Genomic DNA, 19568 nt, shown 5'->3' with positions numbered 1-19568 from the left:
ATCATTCCTTCCATGACAATAATGTTTTTAAAAGACTTTCAGATTTATAAACTGTGGTTAAGAAATCTTTATCCTGAAACATTTTCATTAATTCCCTTAGGTCGGCAAGTTGCTCATTGCCTCCAGTTGAACAAATGAAAAATGCCAAATAAACATTGACTTTAGTTTCTGCATCGCCCATTTTATTAAATTGAACTGGTTGTTTTAGGCGTGCGACAAGAATTCCGTCTTTCTTAACATTTTCAGGATCACAGTGCGGTATAGCAACACCAATCGTTTTTGTTTGCAATCCGGTTGGAAAAACCTTTTCTCTGTTAGTTAAAGCCGACAGATATGATTCCTTAACAAAACCTTCTTTGCAAAGCTTATCTGCTGCTTTTTTAAACAATTCCTGTTTATTAACTTTTAAATCATCTAAGAGCAACTCTTTAGCAAATCTCATTTTTCACCTGTCAATCACTATTTTAGTTTTAATTTGCTGAGCGCTATTTACTCAATAAACTATGCTTAATTTATGTTGATAAATTCATTTTTTAAATAATAATAGGGAGCCTAATAGAAATTTTCCTTACCCAAATTTGCATATTCTTTCAAATTGAATGGTGAAAAAACGCCCTTATCGGTTACAATTGCATCAATCAAAGTTGGTGGAGTGACATCAAAAGCTGGATAAAAAGAATTTACACCTTCCATGGCAATTCTTTGGCCATTAAATTCAAGTGCCTGCTCTGGGTCTCTGTATTCAATTTCGATAGCTTTGCCGTTTAACTTATCTTGGTCTGGAATCCCAGTAACAAAATATGGAACTTCTGTCCTTTTAGCTAAAACAGCAATTTGCTTAGTACCAATTTTATTAGCAATATGGCCATCCATTGCAATTGAATCAGCAGCAGAAGTATAGAAGTCTATATCTCCCCGTTCCAAAACAAAGTTCACCATATTATCATCAACCACTGTCGTGTCAAAACCTGCTTCTTTAAAGCAGCTTGCAGTCAACCGACTTCCTTGTAGAAAAGGCTCAGTCGCTGCATCATAAGCTCTTAAATTTTTATTAGTCTCCTTTGCCCTTCTAATAATGGCACCAATTATCGTCTCTCCATAGCACTGCGTTAGAAATGTCGAGTTATTTGGCATTAAGTCGACCAAATAATTACCAACTTTTTGCATAGTCGAGTAACGCCGATTTAGAGAAGCTAATGTATCATCAAAAGCTGCTTGTATAGGAGATTGACCCTTCGCAATTGCTTCTTTTTGCAGTTCCAAAATGCGGTTAGTAATTGCTGAATACCGATTAGCTGTTGTTGGCCTTGCGTTTCCCAGCTCTTTTGCTGCTTTAGTTAAAAAAGCAATTTGCTTTTCTTCAGTTTTATCCTTGCATTCATAAGCAGCTAAAGCCATACCCATTCCTACCGCTGTGTAAGGACCTGCACTTTGCGTAACCATATCCTGAATTGCTTTAATAATTTCATGATAAGTCTTGCAACACACAAACTTTTTCTGTTTAGGGAATATCCTTCTATCTAAAATTCTTACAACGCCATTTTCGTACCAGGCAACATTTTCATATTGCAATAAAAATGGCATCCCTTTGTCTTGTCTTTCCATGTCTTATCCTTTCAAACTCAGTTCATCATTTGATCGAAAATATTGTCAACATCCTTGATGATTTCCGAACCTCTTGAATAAACTTTTCTGTTTAAAATTAACTGAATACCAATTTTTACCAAAATTTTCATTACAAGATTCCGCATATCTTGATTTTCGATTGAAGTAATTTCGATTACCTTAGAATCACCTACAGTTCTCCTTATTATTTCGGTGCCGGCATATCCTAATGTGTCAGCCTTTACGGCATTAAGATATTTATTTTTAAAAGATCTTTCTTGATAAAACGGAAACTTGACAATTTCATTATATTTAGCTGTCATCTTAGCAAAGGACTTATCAAAAATGCTACGAATGGTGTTATGAAGCCAATTTATAAATTTCTGGTTTCCTTTTCCGTTCTTAATTAAATAAACTTTTTGAACTACATAAGGGAATAGCAAATTACCAACAACATTACCGATGTCATATCCCATTGGACCATAAAAGGCAAATTCACTATCGAAAACCTTAATTCCAGAATCATTAATAAAAATTGAACCACTGTGCAAATCGCCATGAAGCAAGGCTTGAGCATTGTTCATAAAGTTATTACGAAGTTCCCCAACATTGGCTTTCAAAATACTGTTTTCATATAAATTTTGCTCAACAAAGTGTGTTAGTGATTTATCAAATACATTCCTAGAATTGTAATCATAGTATGGCTCAGTTAAGACCAAATCCTCAGTGATTCGACAAGTACCGGGGTTGACAAAATCTTCCGCTAATTTCTTTTTTTCTTTGCTGTCCATCACAAGATCAGTAGTAGGAAGCAAAACATTTGCCATAAAATCAGTAATTTGCTCATCAAGATCAGAATAAATATGCTCTTCTTTTAGCTCATACCGCAGATTCTTAAAGGCAGATACATCCTCCATTAAAATGACATGCATGGTTTCGTTATAATCGTAAACCTCTGGGACTTGGCCGCCGCTCAATTTTCGTTGAATTTCCAAGCATCTTTCTTCAATATGACCTCTATGCTGGTCAAGTGGATTACCCGAAGTTCTGATGGTCTTACCAGTTTGCTTAAGAATTAATGATTTTTGTCCATTATCCACTCTGTAAACATGGTTTATATTTCCATCACTTATTTCCTTGATATGTAAATCATCTGCCTTTTTATTTTTAAAAAAATCCGTGTGATCTACCACATATTTTTTTGCATTTTCTAAATCCAAATCAAAATATTTACTGTAATCCATTTTTCTCCTCAAAAAATATCTAATAATTTTACTATCCGTTAGCTTTTACTGTCTGATCAGATTCATCCTTTAGTAAATGACCTTCATCATCTAATGCATCAAAATTATCATAAGAGTCTTCTTTGGAACTCTTAGGATAACTAATAAATACAAATATTATTGCAGCTATTAAAGTTAAATAGCAATACCAAACCCATGGCATGACAGCAACTGGTGATACTTTTGCCATACCCCCAGATACTAACAGTTGACCAGCATACGGAATTAACCCTTGAACATTAGTTGCAAACATAGAAAGAAAAGTTGCAACCCGTTTTCTTGATAAATTAAACTTCTTACCAATTGTCACTGCCATCGGTCCAACTGCTACAATCGCTATAGTGTTATTCGTAGTGGCAACACAAAGTAAGATAATTAGCATGCCAATAGAAAGTTCCGCTCCATGCTTTGTTTTAGTATACTGCCCTAGCTTATCAATGAGCCACTGAATTCCACCTAGATATTTCATCATCTCAACTACGCCACCTACAAAGATAGCTATAATTGCCATATCTTCCATTCCGGCCATACCCTTTTGAATATAAGCCATGGAACTAATCCAACCAAAATCGCCTTGCATAACGCCAATTAAAATACCTGATACAACACCCAATGTTAAAACAGACATTACATTCATCCCAATTAAGGACAAAATAATAACTAAAGCATAAGGAATAATATCCACAAAACTGTAATGATAATTAGAAGTTAGAGAGATATTTTTAATTGGTACAAAAGCCAACGCGATGCAATTGATAACGATAGCTGGCAAATAAACCATAATGTTTAATTTAAATTTGTCGCGCATTAAAACTTTTTGGCTCTGAACGGCTGCAATTGCTGAAGCAGAAATAAATGAATTGTTATCGCCAAACATTGCTCCACCGACTACAATCCCCGCCATTAGAGCAGGATTGACACCAGTCTTATTTGCAACATCAATAGCAACTGGCATTAAGGCGGCAATCGTACCCATTGAAGTACCCATTGCAAAACTTAAAACCATACCAATGAGAAAAACACCCGGTAAAATTAGATTTTGAGGCAATATACTTAAGCCAAGATTAGTTACTGAGGAAACAGCATGCATTTTCGTTGCTACACCTTGGAATGCACCAGCCAGAATAAAAATGACAACCATTGTCATTAAGTTGGTTTCTCCCCCACCTTGACAGAATAGTTTTACTTTTTCTGAAAGTTTCAACTTCTTTTGACCATTTTGTGGTGGAATAGCAAAAGAAATGATTCCTGCGATTATCATTCCAACTAACAAAGGCATACTATCAAATTTTCCACTAATTACTCCTGACAATACGTATAAAACTAAGAATCCAATTAAGGGTATTAACCCCGTAAAAGATCCTTTTACTTTTTGATCTTGTTCATTCATTTTTAACCTCTTACTCTATACACTCTTATAGCCGTTTTTAGCAAGCGCTTACAGAAATAATTATAGCATCAAAAAGTTGTAATTCAACAGAAAAACAAATAAAATGACAAATTTAAGCTATATTTATTGACTAATTTATTTGAAATTTTGTTTTTTATTGTTTAAAACTATTGAAATCGATTACATTTTATGAAATACTTTTTAATGTAAATAGCAATTGCATTACTTATTTTCAGGTTCAGTAATGTGATATTTTTATTTTTAAGTTGGAGGCATCTAATGCAAAATTTCAATTATCATAATCCAGTGGCCATTTATTTTGGTAAAGGAAAAGAAAAAATGATTGGCGAGTTAGCTAATCATTACAGCAAGAATAAAAAAGTTTTGGTTTTGTATAGTGGAGATTACTATGAAAAACTAGGAATTTCTGAAGTAGTTAAAAGATCATTTGCTAAGTACAACATTACTTTCGAAGAAAACGGTGATATTGTTCCAAATCCACGAATTGAACTAATTGACAAATTAGTAAAAGAAGTAAAAGAGATAGGAATCGATTTTATTCTAGCAGTTGGTGGTGGTTCTGTAATTGATACTGCAAAAGCTGTTTCTGCCGGTGCATTATATGATGGTAAAACCTGGGATTTCTTTACTGGTAAAGCTGAGCCAAAAGCTGCTCTTCCAGTAGGAATAATCTCAACCGCTGCTTCTTCAGGATCAGAAATGTCAAATGATAGTATTGTCAACGATGAGAATCATAAACTAACTCTGGAAAATAATATTATTCTCCCCAAATTTGCCATTATGAATCCTGAATACACTCTTAAATTTCCACTTTATCAAACAGGTGCAGGCCTTTCTGATATGATGACTCACCTTCTTGAACGTTACTTTACAACGGTCAAGGATGTTAATCTAACCGATAGGTTAATTGAAGGAGCAATTGAAGGGCTTATGGTAACTGCTTCTAAGCTCCAAAAGAATCCTGAAGATTATCAAGTACGTGCAGAAATTATGTGGGCTGCTATCGTTGCCCATAACAGTTTCCTCGAATGTGGTCGAGAACCGGATTGGGCTTCACATAGAATTGAAAATGAGTTAAGTGCTGAATATGGTATTACTCACGGTGAGGGAATGGCGATTGTATTTCCAGCTTGGATGAAATACACTAGTCAGTCTTTACCTAAGAAGTTTCTCCAGCTTGGTAGCAGACTATTTAACCTTGACCAGTATGAATACGATGACGAAGAAATAATTGACATTGTTATTAAGAAGTTCAAGGAGTACTTTTCAAATGTCGGCATGCATCAGAATTTACGTGAAGTTGGTATAAAGGATACAAGCAAGTTTAAACAAATGGCCCTAAATGCAACACAAAACGACACTACACCTGTAGGACATTTCAAAAAGTTAAGCTCTGATGATATTGTTAAAATTTACGAATTTGCTTTCTAATTCTAGGTTGTACTAGGTAATTAACCTTTTTTTCTTCACGGATTTGCAAGATTTAAAAAAGCAAGCTCCTAAGTTAATTGAGCTGAAAAGTTACAAATTTTATTTTGACTTTTTTGCCCATTTAACAGGAACTTGCTTTTCTTTTAAATTCAATTTGAAATTCTAAAACGTGTTGGTACTAATTTGAGTCGATTTCCACTAGTTACACTTCTATTTTTTACAATGAAAATGTTATTTGACATTTCGAAACTGAGACAGGTAGAATGAGTTTTGCAGTATGAGAACATTGTTATAATTTTTTTACCAAAAATAAATTACTCATTTTTTTAGCATTCAAAATGTTTTTATTTCAGTAAAATCGGATTTATACATAAACTGTTTCTTAAAAAGCCTGCCAACTGCTTAATTTAATGCCAAAAGTCGTTTAATTTTTTCATTTAAGATACAGGCTTTTAACAAGCATAATATATGCTTTTTTTATTAGTACTTTTTTTACATGAAAGAACTACTCACATATATTTATGGAGTTTTTATGTCTCACCCTTTTTATTTTTATATTAGTATTTATTTTATACCTAATTATGGAGTAACTTATATGAAAAAGATCTATAATCTAATTGTTCTTGTTATTTATATTCTATTACTGGTAAATATGACTGTAAAATTCATCCCAAATATAATCGCTATTGGAATTTCTTTAATAGTTCTGATTCCGGCTATCAATGCTAGATTGGATAACAGGCATAAAAAAGCTTTAAATAATTCACTCAAAAGGAAGACCTTAAAAAAATGAAATTCGAAAGACTGAAGGAAATCGAAAACATCTTAAAACTTAATGGCAGTGTATCGGTCAACGACCTTTCCACCAGGTTTGGCGTTTCAAAAGAAACCATACGTAAAGATTTGGACTACTTGTCCTCTAAGAAAAAGATTGGTCGCGTTCACGGAGGTGCCTATTCATTTGAATACAACAAAAGTGTCCCTTTTCACGCCAGAGATAAAATGCTGGTAGATGAGAAAAAAGAAATTTCTAGTTTAGCCGCAGAAATAATAAAAGATGGAGATACTATCTTCGTTGACTCATCAACTACTTCCGTCACGGTAGTCAAAAAATTGTTAAGTGATGGAAAAAAGATTAAGGTAATAACCAACTCCCTAGCTTGCGCTGATATCGCCCTTAAAAATGATAATATTGATTTATACACTATTGGTGGATCCCTTAATAAAAGTAATATCAGTTTTGAAACGCAAAATAGTGAACTCTACAATTTCTATAATGCCGATTATGCAGTCATCAGTCCTTCAGGAATTGACATCAAGTGCGGCGTAACTGATAAAAGTGACTGTTCATCTAAGATGCTTAGAGTTTTTATTTCTAGAGCCAAGCACACACTAATTGTTGCGGATCACTCAAAATTAAACTCAGTATCAACTTTTGCTGTAAGTCCTCTCTGTAATATTGATGGCATAATTACAGATAAAATAATTGACAAAGAATCTTGGGTTAATGCATCCCATAAAGATTCATTTTTTATTAAAGAAATTGAAACCGTAGACAAAAAAGACTAAAAAATTTAGTTTTCTAAAATAGCTGCACTACTGCTAAGAATAGCGACTAATTTTCTTTAAATAATTAACAAAAGCGACAAGTATTTGATGTGAACCCTAAAATTAGGACACTTTATATTAGCTGCTAACTGAGGACTAACTTCCGATATTCAAGCGGAGTTAGTCCTTTTAGTTTGGTTTTGATTCTTTTTTGATTGTAATACTCAATGTAGTCTCTGATTGCGTCTTCCAGTTCATTGAGATTCTTAAACTGCTTTTCAAATCCATAAAACATTTCTCGTTTAAGTATGCCGAAGAAACCTTCCATTAAGCCATCATCAAGCGAATTACCCTTGCGTGACATTGATTGGCTAATGCCATGATTTTCCAGCCATGCTTGAAATCTGTAGTTCTGATATTGCCAGCCTTGATCGGTGTGGAAGATCAAGCCGTTCAGTGCCGGATACTTGTGCCAGGCCTTTTTTAACATATCCATGGTCTGTTTAAGATTAGGACTGCGAGAAATGGTATAGGAAATAATTTCTTGGGTACACCCTTCAATGATCGGTGATAAATAGGTCTTTTGCCCATTGAGCTTAAACTCAGTTATATCTGAATACCATTTGTGATTGGGATAAATCGCACTAAAGCTACGTTTAATCAGGTCAGGCTTAATTGGACCTTGGGTACCGCGATAACTATTATATTTGTGCCAGCGTTTACTGACTATGTCCAACAATTTCAGCTTGTTCATTAAGCGCTACACTTTTTTATGATTGACTAATAAACCGCGACGTCTAAGCTCTACAGTAATGCGCCGATAGCCATAGCGGTGCTTGTGTTCTTCGTAGATAGCTTTGATTTCAGCCATTATTTCTTGGTTATCCCGATCATTATCGTTCTCCTTTAAAGTGTAGTAGTAATTATTACGAGAAAAATGGGGTAGATTGGGATTGGCATTAATAGTAGCAAGAATAAAAGTTACGCTGACTTTAAGCTCACGTCTTAGTTGGGTAACTGCCTGGGCTATTTCCGGGACTTGCGGTTCTTGGTCCGCTGGTCGACTAAGACGCTCAATTTTTTTACAAATTCGTTCTCGATAGTCAGCTTTAAGTTCTGCTGGCGTAAGCGTTCGATTTCTTGCTTGAGTCGCTGATTTTCCTGTTTGATCACTTGTTCTCTTTTGGTCATGGAGCGACCTTCCTCTCAGCTTATTAATGATATTATACCCATTTTTACGATATTCTCGTAGCCAATTGTGCAACATGCCAAAACTTTTTAAACCTAAAGCTAGTGCTACGTGATAAGGGGGTTCATGATCAACTATGATTCGCTTGAGTGCCTGCTCCTTAAAATTACTTGTGTAAGTAGTGTAAGGCTGGTCTAAAATAGCTAGACCGTGACGATTAATCAAAGCCAACAAGTAATCAATATTTGACTTGCCAACCCGATAACGCTGACTTAATTCAGTGGACCAACTTGATAATCATGCCAAAGATGATAGATTTCAATTTTATCTTGCTTAGATAATTTAGCCATAAAAATAACCCCCAAATTTGTCCTAAATTTGGGGGTCACTTCATTTACGTGAACTCTGCAGCTTATTTTTATATTGTCATCTATGCAATGTTAGCATCAATCTGTTTTTTCGCAAATCTTTAAGTAAGTTTGAACCAGGTTAGCTACGGTGAAGCCAGACTTCTTAATTAGTTCATCACCGTCACCACTTTCGCCAAAATGATCAATGCCAATGACGGCACCATCCAAACCAGTGAATTGAGCCCAATCATAAGTCGATGCCATTTCAACTGCTACCCGTTTTCTAATTGCATTTGGCAGGACTTTTTCTTGGTAGGACTGATCTTGCTTTAAAAATAGTTCAAAGCTCGGGAGCGAAACTACTCGTACATTGTGATTTTTCTTAGCTAGTTCTTGTTGTGCTTGCAATGCCAATGTTATCTCTGAACCTGTTGCCAGTAAAATCCCTTCAGGATCACCGTTTGGTGCTTCTGCCAGGATGTAGCCGCCCTTTGGCACGCCTTCTTTTACTTGTTCTTGATAAGCGGTTAAGGTTGGCAAGTTCTGTCTACCCAAAATAAAGGCAACGGGATTATTACTCTGATTAAGCGCATCTTGCCAAGCATAAATAGTTTCCAAATAGTCTGCGGGACGGTAAACAATTAAGTTAGGCATTGCCCGCAGGCCCTCGAGCTGTTCGATTGGCTGGTGTGTAGGACCATCAGGACCTAGTGAAATTGAATCATGCCCAAATAAGAAAATCGACGGGACTTTCATTAGTGATGCGAGCCGCAATGCATTTTTCATATAATCAGAGAAAATAAAGAAGGTATTGCCAAACACACGGGAGCCACCATAAAGAGTGATGCCGTTAATAGCAGTTGCTTCCGCAAATTCCCTGATACCGAAATACAGGTTGTTATTGGCGTATGAATCTGGTTGGAAACCTTGATCATTGTCAAAATAAGTTTTATCCGAACTGCCTAAATCAGCTGAGCCACCCCAAAAGTTTAAGTCAGATTTGCCAGTCAGTTGGATCGCGGTGTGAATTGCATCCCTTGTCGATGAAGAAGCCGGAATTGGCGCCTCATCTGACTGAAAATCAAGTTTAACATTATTATTAATGTTCTTAATCAACTTGCCACCTAATTTGGGATACTGTTCCGTATATTCCTGCAGCATCTTGGTCCACTCTGAATGCTTCTGCTTTCCAGCAGTCTTGCTCTTTTCAAAAACTTCGTAAGAACTTGCCGGCACTTCAAACGGTCCGAAATGGTAACCTAATTTTTCTTTGGTTTCCTTGACCTGCTCTTCATCTAAAACGGCACCGTGCACGACGTGATTATTAGCTAGTGGTGACCCGTAACCAATAACAGTGCTGACCTCAATTAAAGTTGGCCGCGTTTGCTCATCTTGTGCCACCTTAATAGCAGCATCAATTTGCGTCAAATCATTACCATCAGCCACTTTCAGGTAATTCCAACCATATGCGTTAAACCGCTCAGCTACATTATCATCACATTCCTGACTCATCTTGGCATCCATCGTGTTTTGATTTGAATCATACAACACAATTAGGTTATTTAACCGCAAATGTCCTGCCAAACTTGCCGTTTCGTGACTAATTCCTTCCATTAAGTCGCCGTCGCCAACAATCGCATACACACGATTATTGATTATTGGATAATTGGGCTGATTATAAATGGCACTTAAATGCTTTTCCGCCATTGCCATACCAACAGCCATTCCTAGTCCTTGTCCTAAAGGACCAGTCGCGGCATCCACACCTGGAGTGGTGATTTCAGGATGCCCTGGCGTCTTACTGCCAAGAGTCCGAAACTGCTTTAGGTCTGAAATTGATAAATCAAAACCTGCTAAATGCAAAGTCGCATATAACATGGCTGATGCATGGCCACCTGATAAAACAAAACGATCTCGGTTAAACCAATGTGGATCAGCTACATCAAATTGCATGTTTTGGTAAATTGTATAAATCAATGGTGCCGCACTTAGTGCCATTCCGGTGTGACCAGAATTGGCATGGTGAATCTCATCGATACTTAGAGCCCGAATTGTCTTAACGGCTAAATTATCTTTTTCTGTATATTTCATTTTTTCTCCTTATGATATGTTTGCCATCATAATAGGCAAACTGAATTAATTAGCCTTTTTAGCAGACTTTTTTTGCTTATGGTCAAAAATAATGGACACGATAAAGAAAACAACTAATGCAGCTACAAGTGCCACGATAATTAATGTTCTACCGCCAAGAAGGCCACTATAACCAACATAAGAGCCAACAATTCCGAAGTCTGCGTCCGCATAACTGGCGGTACCAAGACCTAAGTGGCCTAAAACCGGAATTAAAATAATTGGTACAAAAGAAATCAGTAAGCCATGAACAAAGGAACCGATCACACAACCTCGACGTCCACCCACGGAGTTGCCGATGACGCCAGCAGCGCCACCACACATGAAGTGGGCAACAACACCAGGGATAACAATTGTCATATGTAAAACGACCATTAATAATGTAGCAACGAGACCACCGACAAAGCTGGCAAAGAAACCAATGATGACGGCATTCGGTGCAAAAGTAAACAAGATTGGGATATCTAGCCCTGCTTTAGCATTAGGTACTAATTTACTGGAAATACCCTTGAAAGCCGGAATTAATTCATTCAAAATCATTCTTACGCCAGCAAGCATAATATATACACCAGCTGAAAAAGAACCAGATTCAATCAGTGCAAAAATTAGGTAGTTGATGCCGCCACTTAATTTTTCAACATAAACAGGGCCAGCAAAAATAGCAATAATCAGGTAAGCAACCGCCATGGTAACGGTGACGGCAATTGTGTTATCGCGCAGGAAAGATACCTTTTTAGAAACATGCATGTCCTCAGTTGACTTTGATGAATCACCGACAACTTTTGCTACCAAACCAGCAATCAAATAGCCGAAGTCACCCGTATGCGCAATCGCAATTTCATCACTTTTAGTGACATTTTTGACAAACGGCTGAATTAATGCCGGCATAATCGTGTCGAATAAGCCCAAGAATGTGCCGCCAACGATAATGGATGGAACTTCAGTAAAGCCGGCAACTGCTAGCAAAACGGCTAACATACATGACATGTTGATCATGACGTGGCCAGAAAGGTAAATGTATTTAAAATGGGAAATTCTTGCTAAAAGGACGTTGACAATCATGGCAACTAACAGAATCATCGCCGTTGCGCTGCCATATTTCGTTAATGCTGTTGCTGTGAAAGCCTCATTATTCGGAACAACGCCTTGAACAAGAAAGGCGTGCATAAACATTTTGCCGAATGGAGTTAAAGAATCGGTAATTACCCCAGATCCCCCGGTTAACACCAGAAAACCAACGAAGGTTTTCAAACCACCAGAAATTACTTCGGTTGAATCCTTTTTTTGCAGGATCAACCCCAGAACGGCTACTAGACCAACTAAAATTGATGGTGTTCTAGCAATACTTAAAAAGAAATTTAACACTTCATTCATTAGTCATCACTTTTCACTTTCTTTATCTACACTAGCCAAATATTGTTGAATCTTGGTTTTTAATTCATCTTTGTCAATAATGCTATCAAGCTGAGTGACATGATCAGCTCCGACAACATTAGCCACAGCATCATACATGTCACGTCCGACAAAGAAATGATCCGCTACACTCGGATTGAGTCCCGACAAATCGATATGAGTAGTTTCAACATCCGGTCTGCCTAACTGTTTCAATACTTCCTGCATATTCATGTCCACCATGAAAGATGAACCAACCCCAGTACTACAACATGCTCCTAACTTCATTTTTCGCCTTTCTCAATTAATTCTTCAATTTCTCTAGCCGTTTTCGCATTCATTATCTGAGCCACTTCTTTCTTATTGCCTAGTATCTTGGCAAGTTCAGAAAGTGCCCTTAAATGCGAGGTTGCGTCACTTGCCGCCAGCACAATAATCAGCCTGATTTGATGATCAGCATCGACTAAATCAATATCGTGATCTAGCAGCAATAACGCCATCCCCAATTTATTCACTCCTTGATTAGGGCGCGCGTGGGCAAGTGCTATTTCTGTCCCAATATTGATATACGGGCCGTTTTCCTTCACGTTGTTAATCATTGCATCAATGTAACGACGTTCAATATTGCCTTTGGCAAGTAACGGCTGTGCGCATAACCGAATCGCATCTTCCCACGTGATTTTTTGGTTATGACTAAAACTAATCTGATCTTCTGTTAATACTTCACTTAACAATGGTCCTGTCCTTTTTGTCTTTTCCTCATGTTTTCTTTTACCGATTAAAACCTGTCTGATGCCTTTTTTAAGTTCTTCCTCGTTCAATACCTGCGTATTGTCGTAAATGGTTTCCATCAGCGCCTTATATTCTGTTTGCAAACTTTCTGCATTGGTAATTCCGTTAAGCTGAAAAAAATGATCAATATTTTCAAAGTCTTTACCAGTTAGTACGGTATTAACCTTTAGCCACGGGACCGCTACGCCGCTCAGTGCAATATTTGTAATTACAACCTTTTCGGGCAATGCGTTATTTTTTAATTCTGAGGGAGCAAGTGGCATGCTAAAGTTTACGTACGGATATTGCTCCACCATTTGGGTCATTAAAAACCCGGCCGAGCCATTGCTCCCAGAACTGACTAAAAGGACTTCGGGGGCCTGTTCCTGCTTACGCGCAATTTGCGAAGCAAAGTAAACCGATACTAGCCCCACTTCATAATCATTTAAACTTGCCCCAATAAACCGCTCAAACGGGTGAATGCTCATTTTGGTGTAAATATAAATATCAGGATAATTTTCCTTAATTAGGTCAAAATCACTGTTTTGATACTGTTGCCGATATTTGACTCGGAAAAAAGTAGTGGCCAAATGAACAACAAGATCTTGATGCAGCTTGTTTTCATCTTTAAAGGAACAGTCCGCTAAGTTCTTAAAGGCCTTAATAATAGCCCAAACAATTTGGCCAATTTCATCATTAATTCCGTCTTTAGGAAGCTTCCTTTTTTGTCCACCCAATAAAACTGACGTTAGATAGTCCTGTTCAAATTCATCAAAATGATCGCCTAACAGTAGCGTTAAAAAAGATCTGGCAAATTGATACTCTGGCCCACTCTTAATCTTTTTTGCTAAGGGATAAATAGCATTGTCCTTAGCCCTTTTTTCATTAAAAATCCGTTGCAAAGTTAAGGCGTAAAAGTATTCAAAAGGATTGATAAATTCTTCAGAATAGATAATATTATTCGCACTTTCAAATGAATTCAGCCACTGATTAATCAAACTACGCAGCTCTGTAATTTCACTGGTGTCATATAACTTAGCAAGGTCATGGTGAGCATATAGCCAAGCAAAAAGAAACTGGCGAATTTTTACCTCTGATCCACTTAAAAAATGGCCATCATAATTGGAAATAATCGTAATGTCATACGATCTCATTCTATGTTTGAGATTTTCGATATCTTTTAAAACTGTTTGCTTGCTTACTTCACACCTTTCACAAACTTTCTGTACGCTAAATTGGCCCTTAAGATAAAGTCCAATAAACTCTAAATACTGTCGCTCCTTTGCACTATATTGATTATGATTCAGGCCCGCTTGACATTGTTGAATTTGCCTTTTACTGTCTTCGCTTAAGTAATAACCTTGGCCATAAACATTACGCGTGCCCTCAATATTGACCGCTTTAAGCTTTTGGTTTATTTGACTTAAATTCTTGTAAACACTCCTTTCCGAAATAGCAACTTTTTCAGACATATCGCTGATTGTCATGAAATATTTAACTCTTACAAGGAGATCAATAATCTTTAGCTGACTCTGGTTAAATTTCATTTTCATCAATGTTGCCTCCTTGTTGTTTTTATTATGGATAAATCGCTTCCACGAAAAAAGTTAACTAAGTTCAGTACAAAAACTGAACTACAAAAAAGCATGAAGTACGAAACTTCATGCTTTTTAATTATCCTATTAATCTATTTGTATAATCAAATTGGCTTAATTAGCCGTTGATAAGTATAATTTTACTATTATAATAATATGAGTAACTTTCAAAAAAGAGCTTTTATCACTTAAATAGGGAGAATAAAAATGGAAAACTGGAATTTGCAATTGTTAAAGAGAATTTTGAAATATTTAATGATAATATGTTTGCCCATTTTAGTATTTAATATTTTGGGTATTATTTTAAAGCCTTTTAATTTATCAAATGAAACAATTCATATTTTAAGTACTTTTGCTGCAACCATTTTAGCAATTAATGCTACTTTATGTGCTATTAAAGCATCTACTATAGATACAGCAAAAAAAGAAAATCGCTTTAAATATACGATGATTTGGTATTTCAGCATAAGTATAATTCTAACTTTAATTAATATTTATGTAGTTACATCTGTATTCTTAGATAATCCTCTAGTTATAATTTTTGATGGTTTAATACTTTGTATAATAGTTTTATCCCTTGTATGGATTTGGTTTTTTTATTCATGCTATAAAGAATGTAAGGTGGCTATTAGCAAAGATAATAAAGGACGTATACTATTTTTTACAAATCTAATAAGAACAATCTTGGTCGCAATCGCATCTTTTTTACTTATTCAAACTAATATTATTAATAATATTAGTTCTAATAGCTACAGTGGAATGCCATTGAAATGTTTGCTAAATTGTCCAGACTTTCAAAAAGATCTTTTTTGTGCTATCGCCTATTTTTTTAATTGTATTGCGTCTTTATTTTATCCAATGATAGATATGTACATGTATACTGTGAAAGCAACCCGTAAGAGAGCAGAAGATTATGAGATATTAGATTGATAGGCCTTTGCTCGTCATAATTGCTAAACCAATTAAAAATTAATCAAAAATAACCACCTTAGCTAAAGTGGTTATTTTTTTAGCAATCTTAGATTTGCCACGGAAGTTCGGCTTCAGTAAGTTTTTACTTTTTCCAATCAAAAAAGGCTCGAGTATAAAACTCAAGCCTTTAAATGTTACTCTAAATTATTCTCTTAATAGCCGCTTGGCTAAGGCAAAATCGCCAACTGTTGCCGAACCATTATTATCAATTGCAGGCAAAACAATGTATTCTTCAAGTTTAGGGACATGAACGTAGTTATTCAACAACTTAGCAAAATCACGCCGAACCTTTTGCAAGAATGCTTCACTGGTTACCCCGCCGCCAAAAACAATTTTGTCAGGGCGCAAAATCAGTGTTACTTGAAGAGCAGCTTGTGCAACGTAATAGCTCATAATATCCCAAACAGGGTCAGATAATGGGACATCCTTTCCTGGCTTGTTCAGACGCGCTTCAAATGTGGGACCTGATACTAAACCTTCTAAGCAATCTTGATGAAACGGGCAAACGCCAGCAAAAGCAAGATCATCTGGATGACGCTTTAATTTAACGTGACCCATTTCTGGATGGCCTAAAGAGCCAACAAGTTTGCCATTAATAATGGCACCGCCACCAACACCAGTTCCGATAGTATAGTAGACCAGTGAATCAATGTCGTCGTTTGACAACAATGACATCACATATTCACCGTAAGCAGAACCATTAACATCAGTTGTGAAATACATTGGTACCTTGAGGGACTTTTGCAAGAAACCGACAAAGTCAGTATTGCTCCACCCAGCTTTTGGTGTATCAGTAATAAAGCCATAATTGGGCGCGGTCTTGCGGACTTCAATCGGACCAAATGATGCAATCCCGATCGCATCTACCGGAAATTTTTTAAAGTAATCAACCGTCTTCTGCAATGTTTCGGAAGGCGTTGTGGTCGGAAAGGTAGTTTCATCTTTAATCTGATAATTTTCATTGCCGACCGCACACACGAATTTAGTACCGCCAGCTTCAATTGATCCTAATAACATTTAGTTTTCCTTTCAATTTTAATTGAATATCTTTACTTAATTAAGTGTACAGCGAAAAGCATAATAACTCGATAGCTTTTACTAAATGTCCACTAAAAAATAATATTAATTGCTGTTATTAAGCGCTATTTATTACAATCGCTGACAGACTTCAAAGATTTCTTTATTTGGACCATAAAAATTAAAATATTTAATACCATTTTCCCAATACGGCAAGCTTTGGATGCCGTTCTCAACAAATTCAACATCTAACTTTTGCACTTGCGCAAATGCTGAAGCAATATCGTCCGTATCTAAAGCAATATGATTAATCGCCCCAACTTTTTCCGGAGCTTCTGCTGGCGATTCCCAGCTTTCAATCATTAATGAGCCTAATTGATAAAAACCGACTTGGCTACCATTATTATCTTCGGTATTCACTAACTTAAATCCTAATGACTGATAAAATTTTTTGCTTTGTTCAAACTTTTTCGTTGGAACACCAATATGCTGCAAACCATTAAAAATCATTTTTTACCTCAATTTATTTTCTCGTATTTGCTTCTTGCCAATCTTGATAATATTTTATTTTTGAAACTAAAATCTGACCTTCTGTGACAAAAAAACTTAACTCTCGACCAAGCTTATTATACATCCGAGCGCTCAACGCCACATTATTAATATATAAAATAATAATACTGTCATCTACAATCAGCTTCAGGTCATATGTCTTACCTTTAACTAGGGGAAGTGGTCTCTCTAAGCCAGTAGCAAAATATGAGGGCCAAGGATAGTTAGGCGTACAAGTAAATTTAAGTATATTTTCTGGTCCATATGCCTGGTATTGGTAGCCTGCTCTAGTTTCTTCATTAACATATGCTTTGACGCCAAAAGACTTAGTATCTTGTAAAATCGTAATTTGGGCTTCAAGTAAAAATTGGTCAGGAAGATTTTTAATTATGGTTTTTTCCTTTTTCCCATCATTACAACTAAGTCTGATTTGAGGCAATGGTCGACTTTCAGCAAAATTAGCAGTAATTGTTTCCGGAAGATCTACTCCTAAAGTCTTATCGGGCCGTTGAATAATCTGGTGCGGCACAAATGCACCACCCCAATCCCAATTACCTAAGTCCTGCTCATTTTCTTTAGTTGCTACCCAGCCGGTTAAAAAGCGCCCGACTTGACTGTTACCGACCGTTCTTGCGGCATAATAGGCTTTGCCATCAAAAAATTCATCACTAAGGGAATGCCATTGATTAAATAACCCATCACTAACGCGATATTTAGTCCGTTTATCTTCAGAATATTCAGAAAAAATTAGGTACCAGGTATGATTAAGTTCAAATAAGTCTGGCATTTCAATCATGTTAAACTCATTCGGTACCCAAAAGTCACCCTTAAAATGCCAATTATGTAAATCTTCTGATTCAAAATAAACCAGGCGCCCAGTTGGCTTCTTTTTATCTCCCGGCAGTCGTGCACCTAACACAAGAACATAACACTGGCGCTTCTTTGAATAAACAATAACTGGATCGCGCCAATCATTATGATCATAGCCTTTTTGCGGAGCCAAGCTGGTTTCCTTGCCTTCTTTTTGCCAATGAAGTAAATCTTGACTAGTTGCTGACATCAGAATTTCAGAAGTCTTTTTAGCTAATTTTGCTTGGCGATTATGTCCGGTATAAAATGCAATTTGCTCATTTTTGCCTTGGGTTACACTTCCAGCATAGATAAACTGGTCGGCAGCATCATGTTTACCTTTAGGTAAAACCTCACCATGATCCTGATAACTAACAAAATCTTTTGTCGTAACTAATGACCAGCCAAATGGATCAGTCAACGGCTTAGGATTGCGCGTATCACGCTGGTGAAAAAGGTAAAAGGTCTGGTCTTTTTCATTAAAAAATGGCATGCAATCACCAAACCAATATCCTTCTGGTTGATAAAATATTTTTTGCATATTAAATTCTTTCTTTATTCATCTTCTGCATTTTTTCTGTCTTGTGCTTTAAACATGGTTAGAGGAGTTAATTGTTGCAGCTTTTCAACCACTTGATCTAGTGACTGATTCTGCATCCGCAAGTTTAACGCTTCAATTAAAACCGGTAAGCTAACGCCACCGAATAAGAAAAAGTCATTGCTGTATTTATTGCTTCTTTTTGCAAACTCATTAAACGGGGTTCCGCCAGCCAAATCGCATAAAACAAGTACCGACTGATTAGCTGTTGTCGCTAATAACTGATCTACCTTATTACCAAAACTAACGACTCCCTGATCTTTAAGACCGAGTGCTTCAATTTGGTTTAAGTGGCCAAAAAGCGATTGTAAGACATTTAAAAATTCTTCTGCTAATTGGCCATGTGTTGCAATAATAATATTGAACATAAAATCATAATCCTTCTAATATTAAAGGTAATCTTTTAAATAAACTGTTGGACTCTGTGGTGTCGGAATAACCGTTACTTCCACACCACGGTCCAATAATTGCTTAAAGGCAGTTATTTCTTCTTGAGTAACATTAATTGATGGCCTAATACGGGTTGTTCCAGGGCGAGCCGCCAAGTTGCCTACATTTACTTTTGTGATAGGCAAGCCGTTATCAAGCAAGTAATTCACATCAACTGGTGAAACACAAATCAGCAATACGCGTTGCCCTTCATAACGACCACTTTTAATATTCGACACCGCTTTTTCTCTACCCAAAATTGAGGTACTAACATTAGCCGGAGCAGCCAGACGAACAACACTTTTCCGCATATCGTCATTCATAATTGCATCATTAATTACCATTATTCTTGTTGCGTTAAGCCGACCACTCCACTGCGTAGCCACCTGCCCGTGAATCATTCGATCATCAATTCTTACGTGAATAATTCCTGCCATCTTCTCTGTCAT

16 protein-coding genes and 1 pseudogene are annotated in these 19568 nt (G+C 36.5%); 3 read left to right on the top strand and 14 right to left on the bottom strand.

What is annotated here, in order from left to right:
• Window position 1 precedes the first annotated feature (1 nt).
• From J3U69_RS05975 to J3U69_RS05960, 4 genes are all read right to left on the bottom strand, one after another.
• The gene (locus tag J3U69_RS05975) at window positions 2-442 is read right to left on the bottom strand and encodes a PTS sugar transporter subunit IIA (RefSeq protein WP_267413397.1); all 441 of its coding nucleotides are present in this window, start codon (window positions 440-442) and stop codon (window positions 2-4) included.
• A 110-nt stretch (window positions 443-552) separates the two neighbouring features.
• Window positions 553-1605 (bottom strand): s-methyl-5-thioribose-1-phosphate isomerase, encoded by a 1053-nt coding sequence (locus J3U69_RS05970; RefSeq protein WP_267413396.1) that lies wholly within the window; start codon window positions 1603-1605, stop codon window positions 553-555.
• 17 nt (window positions 1606-1622) lie between these two features.
• Window positions 1623-2849 carry an S-methyl-5-thioribose kinase gene (mtnK, locus tag J3U69_RS05965; RefSeq protein ID WP_267413395.1) on the bottom strand — a complete coding sequence of 409 codons (1227 nt, stop codon included), beginning with the start codon at window positions 2847-2849 and terminating at the stop codon, window positions 1623-1625.
• Window positions 2850-2880: 31 nt separating this feature from the next.
• Window positions 2881-4278, bottom strand: a complete 1398-nt coding sequence (locus J3U69_RS05960) for a Na+/H+ antiporter NhaC family protein (RefSeq protein WP_267413394.1) — start codon at window positions 4276-4278, stop codon at window positions 2881-2883.
• A gap of 279 nt (window positions 4279-4557) precedes the next feature.
• On the opposite strand from J3U69_RS05960, the gene J3U69_RS05955 reads away from it, so the two are divergent.
• Window positions 4558-5730, top strand: coding sequence for an iron-containing alcohol dehydrogenase (locus J3U69_RS05955; protein ID WP_267413393.1), 1173 nt, complete (start codon window positions 4558-4560; stop codon window positions 5728-5730).
• 789 nt (window positions 5731-6519) lie between these two features.
• On the top strand, window positions 6520-7299 hold the full coding sequence (locus tag J3U69_RS05950; protein WP_267413392.1) for a DeoR/GlpR family DNA-binding transcription regulator: 780 nt from the start codon (window positions 6520-6522) through the stop codon (window positions 7297-7299).
• A 124-nt stretch (window positions 7300-7423) separates the two neighbouring features.
• Here J3U69_RS05950 and J3U69_RS05945 read toward each other — a convergent pair.
• The 5 genes and pseudogenes from J3U69_RS05945 to J3U69_RS05925 form a co-directional block, all read right to left on the bottom strand.
• Window positions 7424-8817 (bottom strand): annotated as a pseudogene (locus tag J3U69_RS05945) (IS3 family transposase).
• A 96-nt stretch (window positions 8818-8913) separates the two neighbouring features.
• Complete coding sequence (gene tkt, locus J3U69_RS05940; RefSeq protein WP_267413391.1) at window positions 8914-10908, bottom strand: transketolase; 1995 nt, start codon at window positions 10906-10908, stop codon at window positions 8914-8916.
• Between the two features lie 45 nt (window positions 10909-10953).
• Entirely contained in the window at window positions 10954-12321 is a 1368-nt protein-coding gene (locus J3U69_RS05935) for a PTS ascorbate transporter subunit IIC (protein WP_267413390.1), read from the bottom strand.
• A 6-nt stretch (window positions 12322-12327) separates the two neighbouring features.
• The gene (locus J3U69_RS05930; protein ID WP_220220113.1) at window positions 12328-12627 is read right to left on the bottom strand and encodes a PTS sugar transporter subunit IIB; all 300 of its coding nucleotides are present in this window, start codon (window positions 12625-12627) and stop codon (window positions 12328-12330) included.
• On the bottom strand, window positions 12624-14663 hold the full coding sequence (locus tag J3U69_RS05925; RefSeq protein WP_267413388.1) for a BglG family transcription antiterminator: 2040 nt from the start codon (window positions 14661-14663) through the stop codon (window positions 12624-12626). The genes J3U69_RS05930 and J3U69_RS05925 overlap by 4 nt, the downstream gene beginning before the upstream one ends.
• A gap of 249 nt (window positions 14664-14912) precedes the next feature.
• Here J3U69_RS05925 and J3U69_RS05920 point away from each other — a divergent pair, with 249 nt between their 5' ends.
• Complete coding sequence (locus tag J3U69_RS05920; RefSeq protein WP_267413386.1) at window positions 14913-15635, top strand: hypothetical protein; 723 nt, start codon at window positions 14913-14915, stop codon at window positions 15633-15635.
• Window positions 15636-15821: 186 nt separating this feature from the next.
• On the opposite strand, the gene scrK is transcribed toward J3U69_RS05920, so the two are convergent.
• From scrK to J3U69_RS05895, 5 genes are all read right to left on the bottom strand, one after another.
• Window positions 15822-16694 carry a fructokinase ScrK gene (gene scrK, locus J3U69_RS05915; protein WP_267392375.1) on the bottom strand — a complete coding sequence of 291 codons (873 nt, stop codon included), beginning with the start codon at window positions 16692-16694 and terminating at the stop codon, window positions 15822-15824.
• Window positions 16695-16826: 132 nt separating this feature from the next.
• Window positions 16827-17204 carry a VOC family protein gene (locus tag J3U69_RS05910; RefSeq protein WP_267413384.1) on the bottom strand — a complete coding sequence of 126 codons (378 nt, stop codon included), beginning with the start codon at window positions 17202-17204 and terminating at the stop codon, window positions 16827-16829.
• Window positions 17205-17217: 13 nt separating this feature from the next.
• Entirely contained in the window at window positions 17218-18633 is a 1416-nt protein-coding gene (locus J3U69_RS05905) for a glycoside hydrolase family 32 protein (protein ID WP_267413382.1), read from the bottom strand.
• Window positions 18634-18647: 14 nt separating this feature from the next.
• Window positions 18648-19058 carry a PTS sugar transporter subunit IIA gene (locus J3U69_RS05900; protein WP_267413380.1) on the bottom strand — a complete coding sequence of 137 codons (411 nt, stop codon included), beginning with the start codon at window positions 19056-19058 and terminating at the stop codon, window positions 18648-18650.
• 21 nt (window positions 19059-19079) lie between these two features.
• The gene (locus J3U69_RS05895) at window positions 19080-19568 is read right to left on the bottom strand and encodes a PTS system mannose/fructose/N-acetylgalactosamine-transporter subunit IIB (protein ID WP_220220119.1); all 489 of its coding nucleotides are present in this window, start codon (window positions 19566-19568) and stop codon (window positions 19080-19082) included.

This window comes from Lactobacillus sp. B4026 (genome assembly GCF_026535825.1).
GTDB classification, from domain to species: domain Bacteria; phylum Bacillota; class Bacilli; order Lactobacillales; family Lactobacillaceae; genus Lactobacillus; species Lactobacillus panisapium.
This window is presented reverse-complemented; position numbering and strand designations above follow the sequence as displayed.

Coding starts and splice junctions, on each gene's coding strand:
- J3U69_RS05895 (WP_220220119.1), bottom strand. CDS start 19,568: ATGACAGAGAAGATGGCAGGAATTATTCACGTAAGAATTGATGATCGA.
- J3U69_RS05975 (WP_267413397.1), bottom strand. CDS start 442: ATGAGATTTGCTAAAGAGTTGCTCTTAGATGATTTAAAAGTTAATAAA.
- J3U69_RS05910 (WP_267413384.1), bottom strand. CDS start 17,204: ATGATTTTTAATGGTTTGCAGCATATTGGTGTTCCAACGAAAAAGTTT.
- tkt (WP_267413391.1), bottom strand. CDS start 10,908: ATGAAATATACAGAAAAAGATAATTTAGCCGTTAAGACAATTCGGGCT.
- J3U69_RS05950 (WP_267413392.1), top strand. CDS start 6,520: ATGAAATTCGAAAGACTGAAGGAAATCGAAAACATCTTAAAACTTAAT.
- scrK (WP_267392375.1), bottom strand. CDS start 16,694: ATGTTATTAGGATCAATTGAAGCTGGCGGTACTAAATTCGTGTGTGCG.
- mtnK (WP_267413395.1), bottom strand. CDS start 2,849: ATGGATTACAGTAAATATTTTGATTTGGATTTAGAAAATGCAAAAAAA.
- J3U69_RS05930 (WP_220220113.1), bottom strand. CDS start 12,627: ATGAAGTTAGGAGCATGTTGTAGTACTGGGGTTGGTTCATCTTTCATG.
- J3U69_RS05920 (WP_267413386.1), top strand. CDS start 14,913: ATGGAAAACTGGAATTTGCAATTGTTAAAGAGAATTTTGAAATATTTA.
- J3U69_RS05900 (WP_267413380.1), bottom strand. CDS start 19,058: ATGTTCAATATTATTATTGCAACACATGGCCAATTAGCAGAAGAATTT.
- J3U69_RS05970 (WP_267413396.1), bottom strand. CDS start 1,605: ATGGAAAGACAAGACAAAGGGATGCCATTTTTATTGCAATATGAAAAT.
- J3U69_RS05955 (WP_267413393.1), top strand. CDS start 4,558: ATGCAAAATTTCAATTATCATAATCCAGTGGCCATTTATTTTGGTAAA.
- J3U69_RS05905 (WP_267413382.1), bottom strand. CDS start 18,633: ATGCAAAAAATATTTTATCAACCAGAAGGATATTGGTTTGGTGATTGC.
- J3U69_RS05960 (WP_267413394.1), bottom strand. CDS start 4,278: ATGAATGAACAAGATCAAAAAGTAAAAGGATCTTTTACGGGGTTAATA.
- J3U69_RS05935 (WP_267413390.1), bottom strand. CDS start 12,321: ATGAATGAAGTGTTAAATTTCTTTTTAAGTATTGCTAGAACACCATCA.
- J3U69_RS05925 (WP_267413388.1), bottom strand. CDS start 14,663: ATGAAAATGAAATTTAACCAGAGTCAGCTAAAGATTATTGATCTCCTT.